Below are 18826 nucleotides of genomic sequence, written 5' to 3'. Positions count from 1 at the left end.
GCAAAACGCTAGCCACAGTTAGCAAGGTCTCAGCATCCCGTTTGCACGCCGCTCGGCCGGTCCGTACGGTCCCTCCGTGCACAAGATCACAGTCAATGGAGCAAGCATCGCGTACGACGAGGCCGGCACCGGTTCGCCAGTCGTCCTGCTGCACGCCGGCATCGCCGACCGGCGGATGTGGCGAGGGCAGGTGTCCGCGCTCGCCGCCCGACACCGGGTGATCGTCCCGGACCTGCGCGGCTACGGCGACTCGGAGCTCCCCCCGGCAGCGTTCACCCACCACGACGACGTGGCCGGGCTGCTGGACGCGCTCGACCTGCCCCGGGCCGCCCTGGTCGGCTGCTCCTTCGGCGGGGCGGTCGCCATCGACACCGCGCTGGCCCACCCCGACCGGGTGAGCGCGCTCGCGCTGTTCGACACGGCGGTCTCCGGCAACGAGTGGTCCGACGAGGCGAACGACCTCTGGGACGACCTGGTCGGAGAGGTCGACCCGGACGACTTCGTCGCGGGCGCGGCCGGTGAGGTGCGGTTCTGGGTGGTCGGCCCGGGACGCCAGCCGGAGGACGTCGACCCCGAGTTGGTCGCGTTCGCGCAGGAGATGGACCAGCGCGCCCTCGCCGCCGAGCTGGCGCTCGGCGCGGTCGAGGTGGGAGAGCTGACGCCACCGGCGACCGGCCGTCTCGGCGAGCTGAAGATCCCCGTCCTGGTCACCGCCGGTGCCGCGGACGTGCCGGACATCAGTCGCCTCGCCGACCGGATCGCCGCCGAGGTTCCCAACGCGACACGACTGCCCGACGTGCCGGACGCCGCGCACCTGCTGCCGCTGGAGCGTCCGGAGCCGGTCAACGCCGCGCTGCTCGACTTCCTGAGCTAGAGCGCAGTCACCAGAGCGGGCGGACCGCCCCGACCGGGACCCCGCCGCCGAAGAGCGGCACCTCCGCGTACTCGGTCAGCACCGGGGCCTCCACGCCGAGCCGGCGCAGCGCGGAGACCAGCACCGGCATCCGGGCCCGGTCGGCGCCGTCGTCGATCTTCAGTGCGACGGCGCCGACGCCCGGCAGCGCCACGGCGATCACGCCCTCGGCGCCGACCTTGGCCAGCAGCCCCGGGACACCCCGCATCAGCCGGGTGTCGTCGGCCTGGGTGCCACCCACGATCTCCGGGTGGGCCCGCATCGCGTCGGCCACCGTGCGCGGCACCGAGCCGGGCTCGGCGTCGACCAGTCGGAGGTACGCCCCGGCCAGGCCGGTCAGCGACACCGCGAGCACCGGGGCACCACAGCCGTCGACACCCACCGCCGCCGCCTGCTCGCCGGTGAACTCCTCGATGGCGGCCCGCAACCGCTGCTGTAGCGGGTGCTCCGGCCGCCAGTAGCCGTCGAGCGGCCAACCGGCGGCCTCGCAGGTCAGCAGCATCCCGCTGTGCTTGCCGGAGCAGTTCATCTGCACCCTGCTCGGGCCGCCACCGGCGCGAAGCAGCGCCTCCCGGGCCGCGGCGCCCACCGGCAGGTCGGGCGGGCAGTGCAGCGCCGACGCGTCCAGCCCGGCGCGCTCCAGCAGGGCACCGACCCGGGCCAGATGGAATTCCTCGCCCGCGTGGCTCGCCGAGACCAGTGCCACGTCGGCCGGGTCGGTCAGGGTCAGGCCGGCCCGGAGCATCCCGATGGCCTGCATCGGCTTGCTGGCCGAGCGAGGGAAGATCGGCGAGGACACGTCGCCGGCGGACGCCACCGCCACACCGGCGGCGTCCAGCACCACCACCGAGCCGCGGTGCGCACCCTCCACGAACCCGGACCGGACCACCTCGGCGAGCGGCGCGCCGCCCTCGTACGTCTTCGTCACGCGCTGGACGGTACCGACGGTCCGGGGGTGCCCGGCGGCGGGGTGACCAGGAGGTCCACCGCCCGGGTGACAGGGGCGCGGGACAGACAGGGCCTTACAGCCCGAGCAGCGAGCGGGCCTCGGTGGTGGTCAGCGGCGGGCGCTGCGCGAGCTGGGCGAAACCCACCGCGCGGGCGACCAACTGCATGTTGGACTCCACCGGGCGGCCCTTCGCGTACGTCACTGTGTCCTCCATGCCGACCCGCAGGTGGCCGCCGGTCGACAGCGAGGCCAACAGCACCGGGATGGTGCTCCGGCCGACACCGGTGGCCGAGAAGGTGGTGCCCTCTGGCAGGTCCCGCAGCATCCGGTGGGCCGCGACCAGGGTCTCGGTGGTGCCCGGCATCCCGCCCGGCACTCCCATCACGAAGTCGACGTGCACGTGCCCGCCGGCCGGCAGCCCGTACTTGCCGAGCAACCGCTGCAACGCGGTCAGGTGGCCGAGGTCGAAGATCTCGTACTCCGGCACGATCCCGCGTTCCTGCATCCGGGTGTGCAGGTCGACGATGAACTCCCAGCGGTTGAGGAACACGTCGTCGCCGAAGTTGACAGTGCCCATGGTGCAGGAGGCCATGTCCGGACGGGCGTCGAGCACGGCGAGCCGGGCGGCCTCCGGGTCGGTCACCGCACCGCCCGAGGAGAGCTGCACGATCAGGTCGGTGCTCTCCCGCAGCGCCGCCACCGTGTCGGCCAGACGCACCGGGTCGAGCGTCGGCCGGGCCTCGTCGTCGCGGATGTGGACGTGGATCACGGCGGCGCCGAGCGCCTCGCACTCCTTGGCGGTGAGCAGCAACTCGTCGAGGGTCACCGGCAGCGCCGGCACCTCCGCCTTGGCCGACTCAGCGCCGGTCGGGGCCACCGTGATCAACGTCCCTGTCGTCATGCCGGCGATCCTAGACGGCCCGCTCAGGACGGGTCGATCGCCGCCGCGGTCTCGCCGATCAGCAACGCGGCATCGTCCGGGACGTTCCGCTTCAGCACAGCGAGGGCGACCTGGCCCAGCTCGTGGTGCAGCACTGCGGTGCCGACGAAACCCACCGCCCGGCCGTCGAGGGTCACCGGCGTACCGGCCACCGGCGGGTGATCGGTGGTCACCCCGTCCAGATGCAGCAGTACGAGGCGACGCGGCGGCCGGCCCATGTTGTGCACCCGCGCGACCGTCTCCTGCCCCCGGTAGCAACCCTTGTCCAGATGCACCGCCGGAGCGATCAGGTCGACCTCGGCCGGAATGGTCCGGTGGTCGGTGTCCACCCCCACCCGGGGTTGCCGGGCGGCCACCCGGATCGCCTCGTACGCCCACAGCCCCGCGACCGGCACGCCGGCGCCGCGCAGCTCCGCCACCACCTGGTCCATCGCCGACCGGGGCACCAGCAGGTCCACCCCGAGCGGACCACGTCGGGCCCAGCCGCCGATCGGCAGCGGCCGTACGTCGTACCGCGCGCTCGCCCGGAGTGGCACGGCACCGTGTGGGAACTTCGGACCCGGCACCGCGACCACGTCCGGTGCGGCGAGCCCGGTCACGCCGAGCGTGCCGAGCGCCTCCATGGCCGCCGGCCCGACGAGCGACAACAGCGCGCGATCGGCCGTCGCGTCGCGTGGTTCGACCTTGCTGAAGAACCGCATCTTCTCCAGGTAGGTCAGCAGGCCCTGGGTGGCACCGGGCTCGGTGTCCAGCCAGGTGGTCTCGCCGTCCTCGGCGACCATGGCGTGCTGCTCGATGTGACCGTGCGGCGACAGCACCAGCAACTCGGTGCCCTCACCCGCGGAGAGCGTGGTCAGGTGCTGCGAGGTGACAGTGTGCAGCCAGCTGGCCCGTTCCTCCCCGGCCACCGCGATAACCCCGCGGTGCGACCGGTCGACCAGACCAACAGCGGTGTCGAGGGTGCGCTGCTCGCGCAGCGGGTCGCCGTAGTGCGCGGCCACCCCCCGTACGCCGGCCGCGACGTGCGCCGGATCCGGCTGGTCACGGCTGGCCTCGTCGATGCCCTCGACGGCCACCGCACCCGCGATGTCGATCATTTTTCGTCCCCGTTCTCGCAGCGTGCGCAGACGCCGAAGAGTGATACGTGCCCGATGTCCACCCGGAACCCGCGCTGCGCGGCCAACTGGTCGGCGAGAGGGCGGAGCAGCTCCGGATCGATCTCGTCGATCGCGCCACACTCCCGGCAGACCAGGTGGACGTGTTGGTGTTCACCGGCGGCGTGATAGGTCGGTGAGCCGTGCGACAGGTGCGTGTGGGTGACCAGACCGAGCCGTTCCAGCAGCTCCAGCGTGCGGTAGATGGTGGTGATGTTGACGCCGGCGGCTACCTCCCGGACCGCGGTGTGCACCTGCTCCGGTGTGGCGTGGCCCAGATCGAGCACCGCCTGGAGGACGAGCTGCCGCTGGGCCGTCAGCCGCAGCCCACGGGCCCGCAGCATTTCCGCGAGGGAGGATTCGGACACGCTCCGATCATAGTTCGGCCACCAGGCTGTTCCCCGCACCGCGATCGATCACCGCTACGCTCGACGGTCATGGTGAGGTCGTCCGTCGGGAAGAACGCGGCCGACCCAACCGCGCGGATCGCCGTCCTGGGACGCGGCCCGGTGCCGCCCGGCGACCCGGTGCTCCGCGGTGACGACCTCGGGGTGCTGCACGGCGACGGCCTCTTCGAAACCATGCACCTGCGGAACGGCCAGCCGTGGCTACGCGACGAACACCTGGCCCGCCTGGCCACGGCGGCCAGCGCCGTCGAGCTGGCCCTACCCCCCACCGCCGCCCTGATCGACCTGCTGGACGAGGTGCGAACAGGCTGGCCAGCGCCTGTGGAAGGCGCACTTCGGTTGGTCTGCACCCGAGGCCCGGAGGCCGGCGGCCCGCCCACTGTCTACGCCACGCTGGCCGAGGTGCCGGCGTCCTCCCGGGCCTCCCGGCGGGACGGAATCACTGTGGCCACCCTGCCGCTGGGGCTGCCCGCCGCCGCCCGGAGCGAGCTGACCTGGCTGCCGGCCGGCATCAAGTCGACGTCGTACGCGGTCAGCAGCGCCGCCCGCCGCTGGGCTCGCCGGGCCGGCGTGGACGACGTGCTCTGGATCTCCTCCGACGGGTACGCGCTGGAGGGCCCCACCGCCAATGTGGTGTGGCTCACCGGCGACACGCTCTGCACGGTGCCGGCGGCCACCACCGGCATCCTCGGCGGCACCACCGCGGCGTGGCTGCTCGCCCACGCGACCGAGCTGGGCCTGAACGCCGCCGAGCGGATGGTCACCACCGCCGAGCTGCACGCGGCGGACGGCGTGTGGTTCACCTCGTCCCTGCGCGGAGCCGCCGAGGTCCACACCCTGGACGGGGTACGTCGGGCTCACTGCCCGCGCACCCCCGCCCTACAGGCCCTGCTGGGTTTCCCCGTCTAGACGACCGCCGACCCGTGGAGGTCAGCCGCCGACCCGGACGAGTCGGGCCGAGAGGTGCGGGCTGAGCCCGTGCCCCATGGCGGCCATCTCCTGGGCGTAGAGCAGCGCACCCTCGACGATGCCGAAGAGCCGGTGCCCGCCGGTGACGTCCTTGGCGGTCGGAGTCCGGATCACCGCGTCGGTGGCGAACTCGAGCTGCGTGCCGGTGCGCTTGCCCAGGTGCAGCTCCATCACCCCGGTCGGGGTGGTCAGCAGCGCCTCCAGCTCGTCGGTCGCCCGCCCGTCCACCAGCACCGGCCGCCACCAGCCGACCTCGCGACCGGCCGGACGGACCGGCTTGCTCTGCTCGTCGAGGATCCAGGCACGCGACTCGTAGTGCAGGAACGGTCGGCCGTCGTGGCTGATCCGGATCTCCTGCGCGTAGTCGAAATCCTCGATGGTGGGGAAACCGCCCTTGCCCCGACCACGCCACAGACCGATGTACGGCAGCAGGGCATCCAGCGCGGGGTGCAGCTTCGGCCCGACCCGCAGGTCGTGACTCTCCTCGAACGGGTACTCCTCGACCGGCGGCGCGTTCAGCCACGGTGGCTGCAGCGGGTTCTCGCTCACTCTGACACCTTCGTTCGCGACTGCGGGGCTCGCAGGCCCGGCTCACTCCTCGCGCTCACCAGCGTCCTCTCGAAATGCGTACGGCAAGGTAGACCAGGCCACCGGCGAGCCCGCCCAGGCCAGCGACCAGCAGGCTGACAAACCCGATCTCGGTAACCATCCCGGCCATCCTATGCTGGGCCACATGGCCCGCACTCTCGTCGTCAAGGCCACCGCTGGGGCGGACGCCCCGGAGCGGTGCGCGCAGGCATTCACCGTCGCCGCGACGGCGGTGGCGGCCGGGGTGGACGTCTCGCTCTGGCTGACCGGTGAGTCGACCTGGTTCGCGTTGCCCGGTCGCGCCCAGCAGTTCGACCTGCCGCACTCCGCCCCGTTGGCCGAGTTGTTGCACGTCATCCTGACCAGCGGCCGGGTGACCGCCTGCACGCAGTGCGCGGCCCGCCGGGAGATCGGCCCGGACGACGTACTCCCCGGGGTCCGGATCGCCGGTGCCGCGGTCTTCGTCGAGGAGGCGTTGGCCGAGGGCGCGCAGGCACTCGTCTACTGACCGCACGGCGGCGGTGGGTCGATACGAGCGGAGTGCCGATACCGACCCGACATCTCGGACGGCTGCCTACGATTCGGATGTGACCGAGGCGGCGGAGAGGTTCTTCGAAGCACTGCCGTCGCGCGCCCCCGACGTCCTTGGCGGCCTGGCCGACGGCACCCTTCAGATCGACCTCGGCGACGACCACCGGACCGAACACTGGCTGGTCCGGATGCGGCCCGGGTTCGTCCAGGTCAGCCGCGGGCGTGGCCCGGCCGACGCCATCTGGTACAGCAGCGCCGCCCTCTTCGACCGACTGATCACCGGCGAGGCCCAGGGGGTCGCGGCGGTGCTGCGCAACGAGAGCACGTTCAGCGGGAACGTGGTGCTCTTCCTCGCCTTCCGCCGGTTCTTTCCGGACCCGCCCGGTACCCGCGACCCCCGCGAAACGGCCCGCCGAGCAGCCGGGCGACTCGGGTGAAAGACCTCGTCAGCATTCTGGACGGCAACACCTTCCTGGTCAGCGATCGGCGTGGGGACATCGAGCCGTCCTACGACTTCCCCACCGGGCTGTTCTCCTTCGACACCCGCTTCCTGTCCACGTGGGTGCTCACCCTGGACGGCCAACGGCTGCACGCCCTCTCCGTCGACGACGCCGAGTCGTACCGCACCAAGTTCTTCCTCGCCCCCGGCGAACCCACGCACTATCTGGACGCCAAGGTGTCGGTGATCCGCAGCCGGGCGATCGTGGGCAGCTTCGAGGAGGAGCTGACCGTGCTGAACCACCTCGGCGCGGAGGTCGAGTGCACCGTCCGGATCGAGATCGGGGCCGACTTCGCCGACCTGTTCGAGATCAAGTTTTCTCGGCAGAAGCGGGGCCGGACCACAGTCACGGTCGCCCAGAACGAGCTGCGGCTGACCTACCGGCGGGAGGCGTTCCACCGGGAGATGGTGGTCAGCACCACAGCGCCGGCGCAGGTCGACGACACCGGGATGACCTTCCGGATCCGGATAGCCCGCAACGGCAGGTGGACCACCCGGCTGCACGTGTCCAGCGTCGTCTACGGCGCCCGTGGCGAGGACATCCGGGCCACCCTCCCGTACGGCGGCAGCCGCAGCGCGGACGCCATCCGGGCCGAGCAGCAGGAGCTGATCGACCGGGCGCCGAAGCTCGGCTGCGACTGCGAGCCGCTGGCCGGGGCGTACCGGCGCAGCCTGAACGACCTGGCCGCGCTGCGCTACGAGTCGATCGCCCTGGGCGTACGGCTGATCGCTGCGGGGCTGCCCTGGTTCATGACGCTGTTCGGCCGGGACAGCATCATCACCTCGTTGCAGGTGCTGCCGTTCCTGCCGGAGCTGGTCCCGCCGACCATCCTGATGCTGGCCGGACTACAGGGGCAGCGGGTGGACGACTTCCGGGACGAGGAACCCGGCAAGATCCTGCACGAGCTGCGGTACGGCGAGACCGCCGGCTTCGAGGAGCAGCCACACTCGCCGTACTACGGGTCGGCCGACTCGACGCCCCTGTTCATCATCCTGATCGACGAGTACGAGCGGTGGACCGGTGACACCGCGCTCGTCCGCAAGCTGGAGCCGCAGGTCCGCGCGGCGTTGGAGTGGATCGACACCTACGGTGATCTGCTCGGCACCGGCTACCTCTGGTACCAGACCCGCAACCCGGAGAGCGGTCTGCAGAACCAGTGCTGGAAGGACTCCTGGGACGCCATCTCGTACGCCGACGGTCAGCTGCCCGGCTTCCCCCGGGCCACCTGCGAACTGCAGGGCTACGCGTACGACGCGAAGATCCGGGCGGCCCGGCTGGCCCGGAAGTTCTGGAACGACCCGGAGTTCGCCGACGAGCTGGAGCGGCAGGCCGCCGACCTCAAACGACGGTTCGACAGCGACTTCTGGATCCCCGACCGCGAGCACTACGCCCTCGCGTTGGACGCCGACGGCCGCCAGGTGGACGCGCTGACCTCGAACATCGGGCACCTGCTGTGGAGCGGCATCGTGGACGAGTCGCGCGCCGGCAAGGTGGTCGAGCACCTGCTCGGGCCACGACTGTTCTCCGGCTGGGGGGTGCGGACGCTCGCCTCGGACGAGGGACGGTACAACCCGATCGGCTACCACGTGGGCACGGTCTGGCCGTTCGACAACTCGATCATCGCCTGGGGCCTGTGGCGGTACGGCTTCCGGGAGGAGGCCGGGTTGCTCTGCGACACCATGCTGGCGGCGTCCCGGTACTTCGAGGGGCGGCTGCCGGAGGCGTTCGCCGGCTACGCCCGGGACCTCACCGACTACCCGGTGGAGTACCCGACCGCGTGCAGCCCGCAGGCCTGGTCGGCCGGCACCCCACTGCTGCTGCTGCGCGTGATGCTGGGGTTGGAGCCGCAGGGCGAGCACCTGATCATCGACCCGGCGGTGCCACCGGGGATGGGCCGGGTCGAGCTGCTGGACATCCCCGGCCGGTGGGGCATGGTCGACGCGTTGGGCCGCAGCCGCGACCCGGAGGATCAGCCGGGCAACGGGTGACCCGAGCGGGCGGCCCGCCTCAGCCCGGGCAGCCGACGGTGGCGGCCAGTCGGGTGGCGTCCTCGCCGATCTCGGCCAGCACCGTGACGTCACCGCTGCGGTACGCGTACACCGGGGGTTGGTCCAGCAGTGGGGTGTTGCCGGCCAGCGTGGCGAGCGCGGCCGTCGAGGCCGCCGGGCCGGACCCGTCCGCGGACCGGGCGGTACGGGCGAGCCCGCCGCCCGGGCAGGGAGCGGTGACCAGCTCCGGAGCAGCATCACCCGGCCGGTCGAGTGCCCGCAGCGCGGCGGTCAGCGCGGCGGTTTCCGGGCCGGCAGCGGTGGCCGGGGCCGGCGTGTAGCCGGCGCCGACCGGCCGGCAACCGGTGTCCACGAGCAGTCGCACCCGGCCGTCGACTGTCGGCCGACCCTCGACGGCCACGAACTCTCCGGCGTCGGCGCGCAGTTCGGGGCCGTCCACCCCGGGCCCGACCCCGGCCCGCCAGCTCGCCGGCAGCCGCTCGGCGATGCCGGCCAGCACGGCCCGCTCGTCACCGGTGGCCGCGAGCACACCGACCTCGCGCCGCAGCCGCGCCCCGTCGGCGAACGGGGTGACCCGACAACCGGACGCGACCCGCGCCGGGCCCAACTCCAACAGACCGGCAACACCAGCCGCACGGGCCAACTCGCCGACCGCCCGATCGACCACCGGGCCGGCCTGATCGAGGGAACGCTGTTCGCGCACGGTCGGCGGGTCGTCCCGCGCCGACATCCAGGTGAGCCCGCCCAGCAACACGGCCCAGGCCACGGTCACGGCCAGCAGCCAACGTCGCCGCGACCGGGTCGGTGTCGGCGCGGCAGGGCCGGCCGAAGAGGCCCAACCCGTCTGGACAACACCGCTCACCCGGCCATGGTGTCACGCTCACGCCGCCGGGGCGGCAGCGGAGGCGGTCGGCAGGGCGGGGCGACGGCGGGTCAGCGACCGTTCAGCCGGGGCGGCGGGTCGAGTCGATAGCCGACACCTCGCACGGTGTGCACGTGCGGCCCGCCCGGCAAGCCCCGCAACCTGCGGCGAAGCCGTCTGACCGTGGACTGCAACGCCGCGGTGTCGACGCCACCCCGCACGGAGGCGCAGAGCTGTTCGTAGCTCCACACCACCAGCGGCGGGCCGATGAGCAGGGCGAGCAACTCCCGCTCGGTGGGGGTCAGCGGGAGCGGATCACCGCGCCAGGTGACCCGGTGGCCGGCCCGGTCGACGACCAGCTCACCCCACTCGACCAGACCCTGCGCCTCGGTGACCGGCCAGACGGCCGGCGTCGGGGCACTCGGCGACGGGAACAGCATTGCCCGCAACTGGACCAGGTCTGCACAACTCACCAGCTGGCAGACCCCGGCGAGCTGTTGCCGCACCTGATCGAGCATCAAGGCATCCGCGCTGACGCAAAGGATGATCGGAACCTCTTGACCGGACACCCCGCTGTCCGCACCAACTGTGATCTCCACCCCTAGATAGTGACGCATGCCGATGGGTTTGATTGGTCCGCCCGCACTCTTGGCGACGCTGAGATTTCTCCGGGTTACCACACGACACACCCGCTCGCGCCTCGCCCGGCCGCACCACTCGCAACCACTGTCGCAGAACCGACACAAACGCACGGCTTGCGAAGTTCCACTTCCCGCTCGGCGGACACCGCTTTCGGCCCTGTGTTGAGGATGTCCTGCAGGCCGTGGTGGAGGAGTTCTCCGTCGACACTGTCGAGGGATGGCGGAGCGCTGTCGGCGAAGGCCGGGAGGAGTGGCGCAAGCTGCAATTACTGGCGGCGGTGCGCGACGCCCCGGGCGTCGCCGCTCGGGCGCTGGAGGATCTGCAATACAAGGTGGTTCCGCCCGACTCAGCCCCCGCCGACAACCAGAGCAGGATGCGGGCTTACTGACGCTGCGGGAAACGACCGGGGCCGGTCACCCCGGAAAGGGTGACCGGCCCCGGTCGATCAGAGCGGTGGGTCAGGCGACGGTGACGGCGACCTCGTTGACGCCTCGGCCGGCAGTGACAGCGGTGTCGCCGTTGCCGTGCCGGGACAACGCCCGCAGCGTCCACGAACCCGGCGCGGCGAAGAACCGGAACTGCCCGGCGGCCGACGTGACCACCTCGGCGGTGAACTCACCTGTCGAGTCGAGCAACCGGACGTACGCGCCCGGCACCGGCTCGGCCTCGGCGGAGCGGACGATGCCGGTGATGACGGTTTCCTTCTCCAGATCCAGGCTGGCCGGCAACGGCGCGGCCTGGTCCGGTGCAGCGCAACTCGCGGCGGCGGGAAGAGTCATGATCAGGCCTCCCCGGGTTCGTCACCGAGCGCGACCGGCACACCGATCAGCGAGCCGTACTCGGTCCAGGAACCGTCGTAGTTCTTGACGTTGCGGTGACCCAGCAGCTCCTGGAGCACGAACCAGGTGTGCGACGAACGCTCACCGATCCGGCAGTAGGCGATGGTCTCCTTGCCGTCGTCGAGCCCCGCATCGCCGTAGATCTTGCGCAGGTCGTCGTCGGACCGGAAGGTGCCGTCCTCGTTGGCCGCCTTGGACCACGGCACGCTGATCGCGGTGGGGATGTGGCCGGCCCGCTGCGCCTGCTCCTGCGGCAGGTGGGCGGGGGCGAGCAGGCGACCGGCGAACTCGTCCGGGCTGCGCACGTCGACCAGGTTCTTGGTGCCGATCGCGGCGACGACCTCGTCGCGGAAGGCCCGGATGGAGGTGTCCGGCTCCTGCGCGACGTACTGGGTCGCCGGGCGGGACACCGCGTCGGTGACGAGCGGGCGGGCGTCCAGCTCCCACTTCTTGCGGCCGCCGTCGAGCAGCTTCACGTCGCGGTGGCCGTAGAGCGTGAAGTACCAGTAGGCGTACGCGGCGAACCAGTTGTTGTTGCCGCCGTACAGGATGACGGTGTCGTCGTTGCTGATGCCCCGCTCGGAGAGCAGCGCCTCGAACTGCGTCTTGTTGACGAAGTCCCGGCGGACCTGGTCCTGGAGGTCGGTCTTCCAGTCAATCTTGATGGCGCCGGCGATGTGGCCGGTGTCGTAGACCGAGGTGTCCTCGTCGACCTCGACGAAGACGACGCCCGGGGCGTCGAGGTTCTTCTCGGCCCACTCGGCCGAAACGAGTGCGGTGTCGCGACTCATCGAATCACTCCCTGGTGAGGATGGATGGTGAGCCAACGCGCGCGAATCGATGGATGTATCTGTCGCACCACGCGCGGGACCCAGCGGAAGGACGGGATCACGGGTTCGTGCGACGGCGCCGCTGCCGGGCGTTCGGTGGGATAACCGGAGGGTGCGAGAACCCTGTGCCGGTGGCCGCCGTCAGGCGGCCGGAGACAGCCCCGCCGTCAGATGACGGGGCGACACAGGCAGGTGGCCACGCGGCACAGGTCGACCGCGCGCCGTTTGGTGAGGTGGGTCCCCATGGCCAGGGAGCTTACCAGCCAGTGACCGTGCTGCCACTGGGCCGACCACCATCCGGGAATCGCGGGGGACGCCGACGATTTCGGCGTCCCACCGCGCCTCCGGCGTCAGCCAGCGGAGTTGATCGGCACGTTCTTCGCGTCGGCGGTGACCGCCAGCCCTTCCGGCAGTGGACGGACCTCCCGGACCGCGAGCTGGAACGGCAACTCCGGGAGGGGGACGTCGATGGAGATGCTCTTGGCGTAGTTGCTCAGGAAGGCACGGGCCAGCGGCAGGTTCGGCAGACCCGCGGCGTCCAGGTCGTTGAATCGCAGGGCGACCGCGCCGTTGTCGGCGACCGTGACGTCGGCGGTGCCGCTGATGGTGAGCTTCTGACCGAGGATGTCGGCCGGGGCCGTGACGGTGAGCTTGCCGTTCTGCTCGCCGAGGGCCAGCCCCGGGCGGTTCAGCAGCGCGGCCAGACTCTCGTAGCTGATCGTGCCGGCACCGTTGACGGTGTCCGCCACGACGTCACCCTGGCCGGTGCGCAGGGTGTCCAGCGAGGCCCGAACGTTGCGGGCGGTCACGTCCAGCACCGGCAGCCGGACGGCGTCGCCCTCGACCGAGGCCTGCACGTCCCGCAGGTTGATGGTGATGCGCTGGTAACGGCCATCCAGCACCTGGGTGAGGAACGGAGTTCCGCCCACCTCCACGTCGGGCGCGGCGGACTGCGCGCCCTGCTTGGCGATCTCCTGACGCACGCGGTCGCCGATCATCCGCTCGGCGACCCCGACGGCCACCCGGTCGGCGACCACCAGCAACCCCGCCAGCAGCAGGAGCAGAACGAACAGCCCGATGAGCAGCTTGCGGCCACGCCGTCGGGGTCGCGCCTCGTCCACCGGATAGTCCCGCGCCACGCCGCCTCCTGTCTCCGCCCGCCGCGCCGCGACGGGTCGTTCGTACCGACGCCGCAGGGCGGCGCACCCGTAGGTACCCGACCGGCTCCACGCTCAACCGTGACTCAGAGGAAGAGCATGCACATGGCGTACGCGGCGGGCGCCGCCAGGGCGAAGCCGCCGAGCGGACCCTGCATGTGCCGGGCCACCCACATCGTGGGCGGTTCACCGGCCATCAACCGGCCCGCCTCCGCGTACCCCACTGCGAGGTCGGAGAGGACGGCGGTGACCGCCGCGACCAGGCCGATCACGGCGGCCCGGGTCGGCGTGAAGGGAGCCACCAGGTAGCTGCCGAGGAGGGCGCTGGTCAACGTGCCGACCATCGCGCCGGCCACCACGCCGGCGGCGCCCCGGGGCACCTGTGGGGCCAGCCGGGGCCAGGGCAGCACGGCGTCGGTGAGCCGGGCGACGGTGAGCGCGACACCGCTCGCGGTGAGGCAGACGGTGATCGCCTGGGTGCCGGCCGGAATCCGGCTGAGCACGATCAGGGTGCCGAAGGCCACCACCCCGACGACGATGAGCAGCGTGGCACCGAGGGAGTCGGTGACCCGAACCCGGTCGACCCGGCGAACCAGCTGGCCGAGCACCGCGGCGAGGAACCCGCCTGCGGCCAGGTAGCCCAGCGGCGCCAGGCCGGCGACGTCGGTCTGCACCGCCGCGATGTCGGCCAGGGCCGCGACCGCGGCGCTGATCCCGGCGACCACCAGCAACGCGGGCGGACGCATGGCCATCGTCCAGGCGAGGACGAACAGCAGTTGGACGCCGAAGATGATGAAGGCGAACGGCAGCCGGTGACCGGGGCCCGAGGTCTGCGCGCCGAGCACCAGGCCCACGCCGAGCAGCGCGGCGAAACCGGCGATGGTCAGCGCCAGCTGGCGGTGCACCTCGACCGGGGGTATGACCTCCTCTTCCGGCTCGTCGATCTCGTCTTCGGATCGGCGGGCCGGCTCGCCGGCGCGACGGGCACGGCGAGGCCCACCCCGTTCGCGGCGATCGCCATCGGTGGTGGCCGGACCGGTACGCGGCCCGGGCGGTTGGCCGCGCGTCGCTGCGGCGGCCGGGCCCGGTTGGGGCCCGGCGGGCCACGATTCGCGGCCGGCCTCGGGCGAGGTGGAGGGAAACACGACCCGATCGTGCCAGACCGACGGCCCGACGCGGTGGTCAAGGGTTTCGGCGACGTTAAAATCCGGGCCACGATCAGGGGCAAGATAGACAAACGGGAAACGGCCTGACGGCGCGGCCGAGGCGATCGGTTACGCTCAACGCGTTACCCGCCCGTCAGCGACGCCGGGACCACGCAATTTCTCAGCGCACTCCTTGATGAGTGCGACTGGTCGCGTGCGGCCTCGCGCCGCCGGGACGGAGGTGATCGTGGAGATCCTGCTGTTGGTGACCGCGCGCGCAGGTGAACCGTCGGCTGTGCTGCCGGCACTCGACCTGCTGCCGCACTCGGTTCGCACCGCGCCGCGTGATGTTCGCACACTGGTCGCGGGCCCCAGCCCGGACGCGGTGATGGTGGACGCCCGATCGGAGTTGAGCGAGGCCCGGGCGACCTGCCGGATGTTGCACGCCACCGGGCTCGGCGTGCCGCTCGTCGCGGTGGTGACCGAGGCCGGTCTGATCGCGCTGAACGCCGACTGGGGTGTCGACGACGTCATCCTCGCCTCGGCCGGCCCCGCCGAGGTCGAGGCACGGCTGCGGCTGGCGGTGGGCCGGCTCAGCAACGCGACAGCTGGCGCGGGTGGATCGATCCGTGCCGGCGAGCTGAACATCGACCCGGACACCTACGCGGCCAAGCTCAAGGGCCGCCCCCTCGACCTCACCTACAAGGAGTTCGAGCTGCTGAAGTTCCTGGCCCAGCACCCGGGCCGGGTGTTCACCCGGGACCAGCTCCTGCGCGAGGTCTGGGGCTACGACTACTTCGGCGGCACCCGCACCGTGGATGTGCACGTCCGGCGACTGCGCGCCAAGCTCGGCTCGGAGTACGAGTCGATGATCGGCACCGTTCGCCAGGTCGGCTACAAGTTCGTCGTTCCGCCGTCGCGGGCGCTGGCCGAGGCGGAGCACGTGTCCCTGCCGGTCTGATCCGCGGACCACCACCCCGGCCGATTTCCCATATGCCCTTTTTGCGCGGCTTGGCAGTTCTATTCTGACTGCCGGGTTTGTCGTAGAAAGGGGTGATGGTGCGCGCACTGAACACGGGGGCGACCGGCCGGCGTGGCCGGCGAGCCGGGCGGAAGTCGTGACGCGGGGCAGTTCCACCGCGCGGGCCGCGGGGATCGTGACGCTTGTGGTGGCGGGGCTGCTCGGCTCGGCGTACGTGCTGGGCCGCAGCCTCGTTCCCGACCAGACGCCTCCGCACTCCACAGGCGTCACCACGAGCGCTGACGGGCCGCACTACGCCGACCAACCCAGCGTTGGCGAGCCGGGCGGAACCCCGAGCGTCAGCGCCAGCAACAGCGCCGGCCCGGTCGAGACCGGGCAGGACGGGTCCGGACGAGACGCCGGCGGCGACAACCTGTTCGGCGCGCACGCCACCACCGGCAGCCCGCGGCTCGCGCTGACCTTCGACGACGGGCCGGACCCGCGCTACACCCCGCAGGTCCTCGCCCTCCTGAGCGAGTACGACGTGCAGGCCACGTTCTGCGTGGTCGGCGAGAACGCGCAGAACCACCCCGACCTGGTCCGGTCGATCGTGGACGCCGGGCACACCCTCTGCAACCACTCCTGGCACCACGACGTCGGCCTGGGCGCCCGGTCGGCCGACGCGATCCGCTCCGACCTTCTGCGCACCAACGCGGCGATCCGGGCGGCGGTGCCGAACGCGCCGATCGTCTGGTACCGCCAGCCGGGCGGGGCTTGGACATACCCGGTGGTGTCGGTGGCGCGGCAACTCGGCATGACCCCGCTGCACTGGTCGGTGGACCCGTCGGACTGGGAGCTGCCCGGCGCCAACAAGATCAGCGCGACGGTGCTGAGCCAGGCCGAACCGGGCTCGGTGGTGCTGCTGCACGACGCCGGTGGGGACCGGCAGGGCACTGTCGAGGCGCTGCGCCGGATCCTGCCCGACCTGACCGCCCGCTTCGAGTTGGAGGCACTCCCCACCGATCCGACGTGAGCCGCTGCTTTGGGGCGACGGTCCGGGCGCCACGACGCGCAGCGGATACGGTGGCGGAATGAGCAGCGCGGAGCCAACCAGCGACCAGGTGACCCGGAGCGACAGGTTGGCGGCGGCGGAAATCGCCGACGTACTGGCCCTGGCCAGCGCCGCCGGTGACACGGACGGAGCGGACCCTCTCGACGAGCACGTCCTGCTCCGGTTGCGCGACGCCGACGCCCCCGCCGTGCATCTGATCGCCCGCGCCGACGACGGCACCCTCACCGGGTACGCGCACCTGGACACCACCGACCCGATCGGTGGGATCGGGGTCGAGTTGGTGGTGCACCCCGCCTACCGGCGACGTGGCACCGGGCGGGCGCTCGCCCGGGGCGTACTCGCCTCGGCCACCGGGCCACTGCGGGCGTGGGCGCACGGCGACCACCCCTCGGCCGCCGCGCTCGCCGTCGACCTCGGCTTCACCCGCGCCCGGGTGCTCTGGCAGTTGCGCCGACCGTTGGCCGCCCCGCTGGGTGAGCCGCGCCTGCCCGACGGGGTGGTGCTGCGCGCGTTCCGACCCGGGGCGGACGACTCGGCCTGGCTGACCCTCAACGCGCGGGCCTTCGCCGAGCACCCCGAGCAGGGCCGGTGGACGTCGGACGACCTGCGGGTACGCCTCGCCGAGCCGTGGTTCGACCCGGCGGGCTTCCTGCTCGCCGAGGAGACCGCGACCGGCCGCCTACTCGGTTTCCACTGGACCAAGGTGCACGAGCGGCCGGGGTCGGCCCGGATCGGCGAGGTGTACGTCCTGGGTGTGGAGCCGACCGCGCACGGCGGCGGGCTCGGCCGGGCCCTCACCACCGCTGGGCTGACACACCTGCGGGACAAGCGCGGCCTGGACCGGGTGATGCTCTACGTGGACGACTCGAACACCGGGGCGGTGGCGCTCTACGAACGGCTGGGCTTCGCCCGCTGGTCCGCGCACATCAACTACCACCTGGGCTGACCGGCGGCGTCGCCCCGACCGGGTCACCGACGGGTAACGGCCGGGCGTCGGCAACATAACGACGAACCGGAAATATACCCATACATCCGACAGGTGTATCCCGGTTCACTTAACGGACAACTCACCCTCAGCAAGCGGTCATCTGAGTGGCCGTACGTGTTCACCTTGCGTTCACTTGCGACCGGCGAACCGGCTACCTGGCACTTCTAACTTTCGTGTCAGCCGGTCAGTGCCGGTCCTCGGGCCCCGGGATCGGGGCGCCAAGTCAGACGCGAAGGGAAACCCCTCAGGTGAAGCTCCAGCGGTACGGCACTATTGCCTGCCTCGCTCTTGCCGCGACGCTCGGCCTCAGTGCATGCGGCTCGGACAACAACGAGCCCGCCTCCGGCGCGAACGCTTCGGGCTCGGCCGCCGCGGTCGACTGCGCTACCGGCACGCTGAACGCCCAGGGCTCGTCGGCGCAGAAGAACGCCATGGCCGAATGGATCAAGGCGTACCAGCAGAAGTGCCAGGGTGTCACGATCAACTACGAGCCCAGCGGCTCGGGCGCCGGCATCCAGGCGTTCATCGCCGGGACGGCCGACTTCGCCGGCTCCGACTCCGCGCTCAAGCCGGAGGAGCAGCCGCAGGCCGACGCCAAGTGCGTCGGTGGCAAGGCCATCCACCTGCCGATGGTGATCGGCCCGGTGGCCGTCGCCTACAACGTGAGCGGCGTGGACAACCTCCAGCTCAAGCCGGCCACCCTGGCGAAGATCTTCGCCGGCAAGGTCACCAAGTGGGACGACGCCACGATCAAGGCCGACAACCCGGAGGCCAAGCTCCCGGCGACCACCATCCAGACCGTCCACCGTTCGGACGAGTCGGGCACCACCGACAACTTCACCAAGTACCTGTCGAAGACCGCTGAGAGCGACTGGACCCTGGGCAACGCCAAGGCGTGGAAGGCACCGGGCGGCACCGGCGCCAAGGGCTCGGACGGCGTGGCCAGCCGGGTCAAGGGCGCGGACGGCTCCATCGGCTACATGGAGTGGTCGTTCGCCGAGAACGCCGGTCTGAAGATGTCGAAGATCGGCAACGGCAACGGCGAGTTCGCCGCGCTGACCGCCGAGGCGGCCGGCAAGACCATCGCCGGTGCTGCCGTCGAGGGTCAGGGCGACGACCTCAAGCTGAAGATCGACTACAACACCAAGGAGGCCGGGGCCTACCCGATCGTCCTGGCGACGTACGAGATCGTCTGCAGCAAGGGCCTCGCGGCCGACAAGCTGCCGCTGGTCAAGGGTCTGCTGGGCTACGCCGCCAGCACCGAGGGCCAGGCTGCCATGACCGAGCTGGGCTACGCCCCGCTGCCGGAAAGCGTCCGCACCAAGGTCGAGGCCGCGGTCAAGAACATCTCCTGACCGACACCACTCCGC

Annotated in this window: 23 protein-coding genes; 10 read left to right on the top strand and 13 right to left on the bottom strand. The window is 71.6% G+C overall.

The genetic code is table 11. The features are described from left to right. Positions 1-76: 76 nt before the first annotated feature. The gene (locus IW248_RS27860; RefSeq protein WP_196929314.1) at positions 77-874 is read left to right on the top strand and encodes an alpha/beta fold hydrolase; all 798 of its coding nucleotides are present in this window, start codon (positions 77-79) and stop codon (positions 872-874) included. Positions 875-881: 7 nt separating this feature from the next. On the opposite strand, the gene IW248_RS27855 is transcribed toward IW248_RS27860, so the two are convergent. The 4 genes from IW248_RS27855 to IW248_RS27840 all read right to left on the bottom strand — a co-directional run bounded on the left by IW248_RS27855 (position 882) and on the right by IW248_RS27840 (position 4324). Then, positions 882-1841 (bottom strand): asparaginase, encoded by a 960-nt coding sequence (locus IW248_RS27855; RefSeq protein ID WP_196929313.1) that lies wholly within the window; start codon positions 1839-1841, stop codon positions 882-884. Between the two features lie 94 nt (positions 1842-1935). After that, on the bottom strand, positions 1936-2763 hold the full coding sequence (locus IW248_RS27850) for a beta-keto acid cleavage family enzyme (RefSeq protein ID WP_196929312.1): 828 nt from the start codon (positions 2761-2763) through the stop codon (positions 1936-1938). Between the two features lie 23 nt (positions 2764-2786). Continuing rightward, complete coding sequence (ygfZ, locus tag IW248_RS27845) at positions 2787-3899, bottom strand: CAF17-like 4Fe-4S cluster assembly/insertion protein YgfZ (protein ID WP_196929311.1); 1113 nt, start codon at positions 3897-3899, stop codon at positions 2787-2789. Beyond that, entirely contained in the window at positions 3896-4324 is a 429-nt protein-coding gene (locus tag IW248_RS27840; protein ID WP_124820328.1) for a Fur family transcriptional regulator, read from the bottom strand. The genes ygfZ and IW248_RS27840 overlap by 4 nt, the downstream gene beginning before the upstream one ends. Positions 4325-4393: 69 nt before the next feature. Between IW248_RS27840 and IW248_RS27835 the strand changes: the two genes are divergently transcribed. Further along, on the top strand, positions 4394-5272 hold the full coding sequence (locus IW248_RS27835) for an aminotransferase class IV (RefSeq protein WP_196929310.1): 879 nt from the start codon (positions 4394-4396) through the stop codon (positions 5270-5272). Positions 5273-5293: 21 nt separating this feature from the next. On the opposite strand, the gene IW248_RS27830 is transcribed toward IW248_RS27835, so the two are convergent. Both IW248_RS27830 and mtfM read right to left on the bottom strand, forming a co-directional pair. Further along, the gene (locus tag IW248_RS27830) at positions 5294-5881 is read right to left on the bottom strand and encodes a heme-binding beta-barrel domain-containing protein (RefSeq protein ID WP_124820326.1); all 588 of its coding nucleotides are present in this window, start codon (positions 5879-5881) and stop codon (positions 5294-5296) included. Positions 5882-5936: 55 nt separating this feature from the next. After that, entirely contained in the window at positions 5937-6041 is a 105-nt protein-coding gene (gene mtfM, locus IW248_RS33585; protein WP_030327764.1) for a small membrane protein MtfM, read from the bottom strand. Between the two features lie 12 nt (positions 6042-6053). On the opposite strand from mtfM, the gene IW248_RS27825 reads away from it, so the two are divergent. The 3 genes from IW248_RS27825 (at position 6054) to IW248_RS27815 (ending at position 8939) form a co-directional block, all read left to right on the top strand. Continuing rightward, positions 6054-6428 carry a DsrE family protein gene (locus tag IW248_RS27825; RefSeq protein ID WP_112584197.1) on the top strand — a complete coding sequence of 125 codons (375 nt, stop codon included), beginning with the start codon at positions 6054-6056 and terminating at the stop codon, positions 6426-6428. A gap of 79 nt (positions 6429-6507) precedes the next feature. Then, a complete protein-coding gene (locus tag IW248_RS27820; protein WP_196929309.1) occupies positions 6508-6888 on the top strand; it encodes an SCP2 sterol-binding domain-containing protein in 381 nt (126 codons plus the stop codon). Then, positions 6885-8939 carry an amylo-alpha-1,6-glucosidase gene (locus tag IW248_RS27815; protein WP_196929308.1) on the top strand — a complete coding sequence of 685 codons (2055 nt, stop codon included), beginning with the start codon at positions 6885-6887 and terminating at the stop codon, positions 8937-8939. Before IW248_RS27820 ends, IW248_RS27815 begins: the two co-directional genes overlap by 4 nt. A gap of 19 nt (positions 8940-8958) precedes the next feature. On the opposite strand, the gene IW248_RS27810 is transcribed toward IW248_RS27815, so the two are convergent. Beyond that, complete coding sequence (locus IW248_RS27810; protein ID WP_196929307.1) at positions 8959-9822, bottom strand: hypothetical protein; 864 nt, start codon at positions 9820-9822, stop codon at positions 8959-8961. 71 nt (positions 9823-9893) lie between these two features. Continuing rightward, positions 9894-10340, bottom strand: a complete 447-nt coding sequence (locus IW248_RS27805) for a winged helix-turn-helix domain-containing protein (protein ID WP_196929306.1) — start codon at positions 10338-10340, stop codon at positions 9894-9896. A gap of 305 nt (positions 10341-10645) precedes the next feature. On the opposite strand from IW248_RS27805, the gene IW248_RS27800 reads away from it, so the two are divergent. Beyond that, entirely contained in the window at positions 10646-10852 is a 207-nt protein-coding gene (locus tag IW248_RS27800; RefSeq protein WP_196929305.1) for a hypothetical protein, read from the top strand. Between the two features lie 70 nt (positions 10853-10922). On the opposite strand, the gene IW248_RS27795 is transcribed toward IW248_RS27800, so the two are convergent. The 5 genes from IW248_RS27795 to IW248_RS27780 form a co-directional block, all read right to left on the bottom strand. Then, entirely contained in the window at positions 10923-11243 is a 321-nt protein-coding gene (locus tag IW248_RS27795; RefSeq protein ID WP_196929304.1) for a DUF1416 domain-containing protein, read from the bottom strand. A 2-nt stretch (positions 11244-11245) separates the two neighbouring features. Beyond that, on the bottom strand, positions 11246-12094 hold the full coding sequence (locus IW248_RS27790) for a sulfurtransferase (RefSeq protein ID WP_124820320.1): 849 nt from the start codon (positions 12092-12094) through the stop codon (positions 11246-11248). A gap of 206 nt (positions 12095-12300) precedes the next feature. Then, a complete protein-coding gene (locus tag IW248_RS33925; RefSeq protein ID WP_310503780.1) occupies positions 12301-12378 on the bottom strand; it encodes an Ms5788A family Cys-rich leader peptide in 78 nt (25 codons plus the stop codon). Between the two features lie 105 nt (positions 12379-12483). Then, a complete protein-coding gene (locus IW248_RS27785; RefSeq protein ID WP_196929303.1) occupies positions 12484-13272 on the bottom strand; it encodes an LmeA family phospholipid-binding protein in 789 nt (262 codons plus the stop codon). A gap of 104 nt (positions 13273-13376) precedes the next feature. Then, positions 13377-14435: a hypothetical protein gene (locus IW248_RS27780; RefSeq protein ID WP_196929302.1), complete on the bottom strand. Its 1059-nt coding sequence runs from the start codon at positions 14433-14435 to the stop codon at positions 13377-13379. A gap of 241 nt (positions 14436-14676) precedes the next feature. Here IW248_RS27780 and IW248_RS27775 point away from each other — a divergent pair, with 241 nt between their 5' ends. The 4 genes from IW248_RS27775 (at position 14677) to pstS (ending at position 18811) form a co-directional block, all read left to right on the top strand. After that, complete coding sequence (locus IW248_RS27775; protein ID WP_196930392.1) at positions 14677-15396, top strand: winged helix-turn-helix transcriptional regulator; 720 nt, start codon at positions 14677-14679, stop codon at positions 15394-15396. 157 nt (positions 15397-15553) lie between these two features. Continuing rightward, a complete protein-coding gene (locus tag IW248_RS27770; protein ID WP_196929301.1) occupies positions 15554-16429 on the top strand; it encodes a polysaccharide deacetylase family protein in 876 nt (291 codons plus the stop codon). Positions 16430-16487: 58 nt separating this feature from the next. Further along, positions 16488-17414 (top strand): mycothiol synthase, encoded by a 927-nt coding sequence (mshD, locus tag IW248_RS27765; RefSeq protein ID WP_196929300.1) that lies wholly within the window; start codon positions 16488-16490, stop codon positions 17412-17414. Positions 17415-17704: 290 nt separating this feature from the next. Continuing rightward, on the top strand, positions 17705-18811 hold the full coding sequence (gene pstS / locus IW248_RS27760) for a phosphate ABC transporter substrate-binding protein PstS (RefSeq protein WP_196929299.1): 1107 nt from the start codon (positions 17705-17707) through the stop codon (positions 18809-18811). Positions 18812-18826: the final 15 nt, after the last annotated feature.

The organism is Micromonospora ureilytica, from assembly GCF_015751765.1.
Classification (GTDB): Bacteria; Actinomycetota; Actinomycetes; order Mycobacteriales; family Micromonosporaceae; genus Micromonospora; species Micromonospora ureilytica.
Note: the sequence above shows the minus strand (reverse complement) of the source record. Positions and strands in the feature narration are given on the sequence as shown.

Excerpts from the sequence above, each read along its gene's own strand:
- IW248_RS27805 (WP_196929306.1), bottom strand. The coding sequence starts at position 10,340 with ATGCTCGATCAGGTGCGGCAACAGCTCGCCGGGGTCTGCCAGCTGGTG.
- mtfM (WP_030327764.1), bottom strand. The coding sequence starts at position 6,041 with ATGGTTACCGAGATCGGGTTTGTCAGCCTGCTGGTCGCTGGCCTGGGC.
- mshD (WP_196929300.1), top strand. The coding sequence starts at position 16,488 with ATGAGCAGCGCGGAGCCAACCAGCGACCAGGTGACCCGGAGCGACAGG.
- IW248_RS27795 (WP_196929304.1), bottom strand. The coding sequence starts at position 11,243 with ATGACTCTTCCCGCCGCCGCGAGTTGCGCTGCACCGGACCAGGCCGCG.
- IW248_RS27825 (WP_112584197.1), top strand. The coding sequence starts at position 6,054 with ATGCTGGGCCACATGGCCCGCACTCTCGTCGTCAAGGCCACCGCTGGG.
- IW248_RS27835 (WP_196929310.1), top strand. The coding sequence starts at position 4,394 with ATGGTGAGGTCGTCCGTCGGGAAGAACGCGGCCGACCCAACCGCGCGG.
- IW248_RS27850 (WP_196929312.1), bottom strand. The coding sequence starts at position 2,763 with ATGACGACAGGGACGTTGATCACGGTGGCCCCGACCGGCGCTGAGTCG.
- IW248_RS33925 (WP_310503780.1), bottom strand. The coding sequence starts at position 12,378 with ATGGGGACCCACCTCACCAAACGGCGCGCGGTCGACCTGTGCCGCGTG.
- IW248_RS27790 (WP_124820320.1), bottom strand. The coding sequence starts at position 12,094 with ATGAGTCGCGACACCGCACTCGTTTCGGCCGAGTGGGCCGAGAAGAAC.
- ygfZ (WP_196929311.1), bottom strand. The coding sequence starts at position 3,899 with ATGATCGACATCGCGGGTGCGGTGGCCGTCGAGGGCATCGACGAGGCC.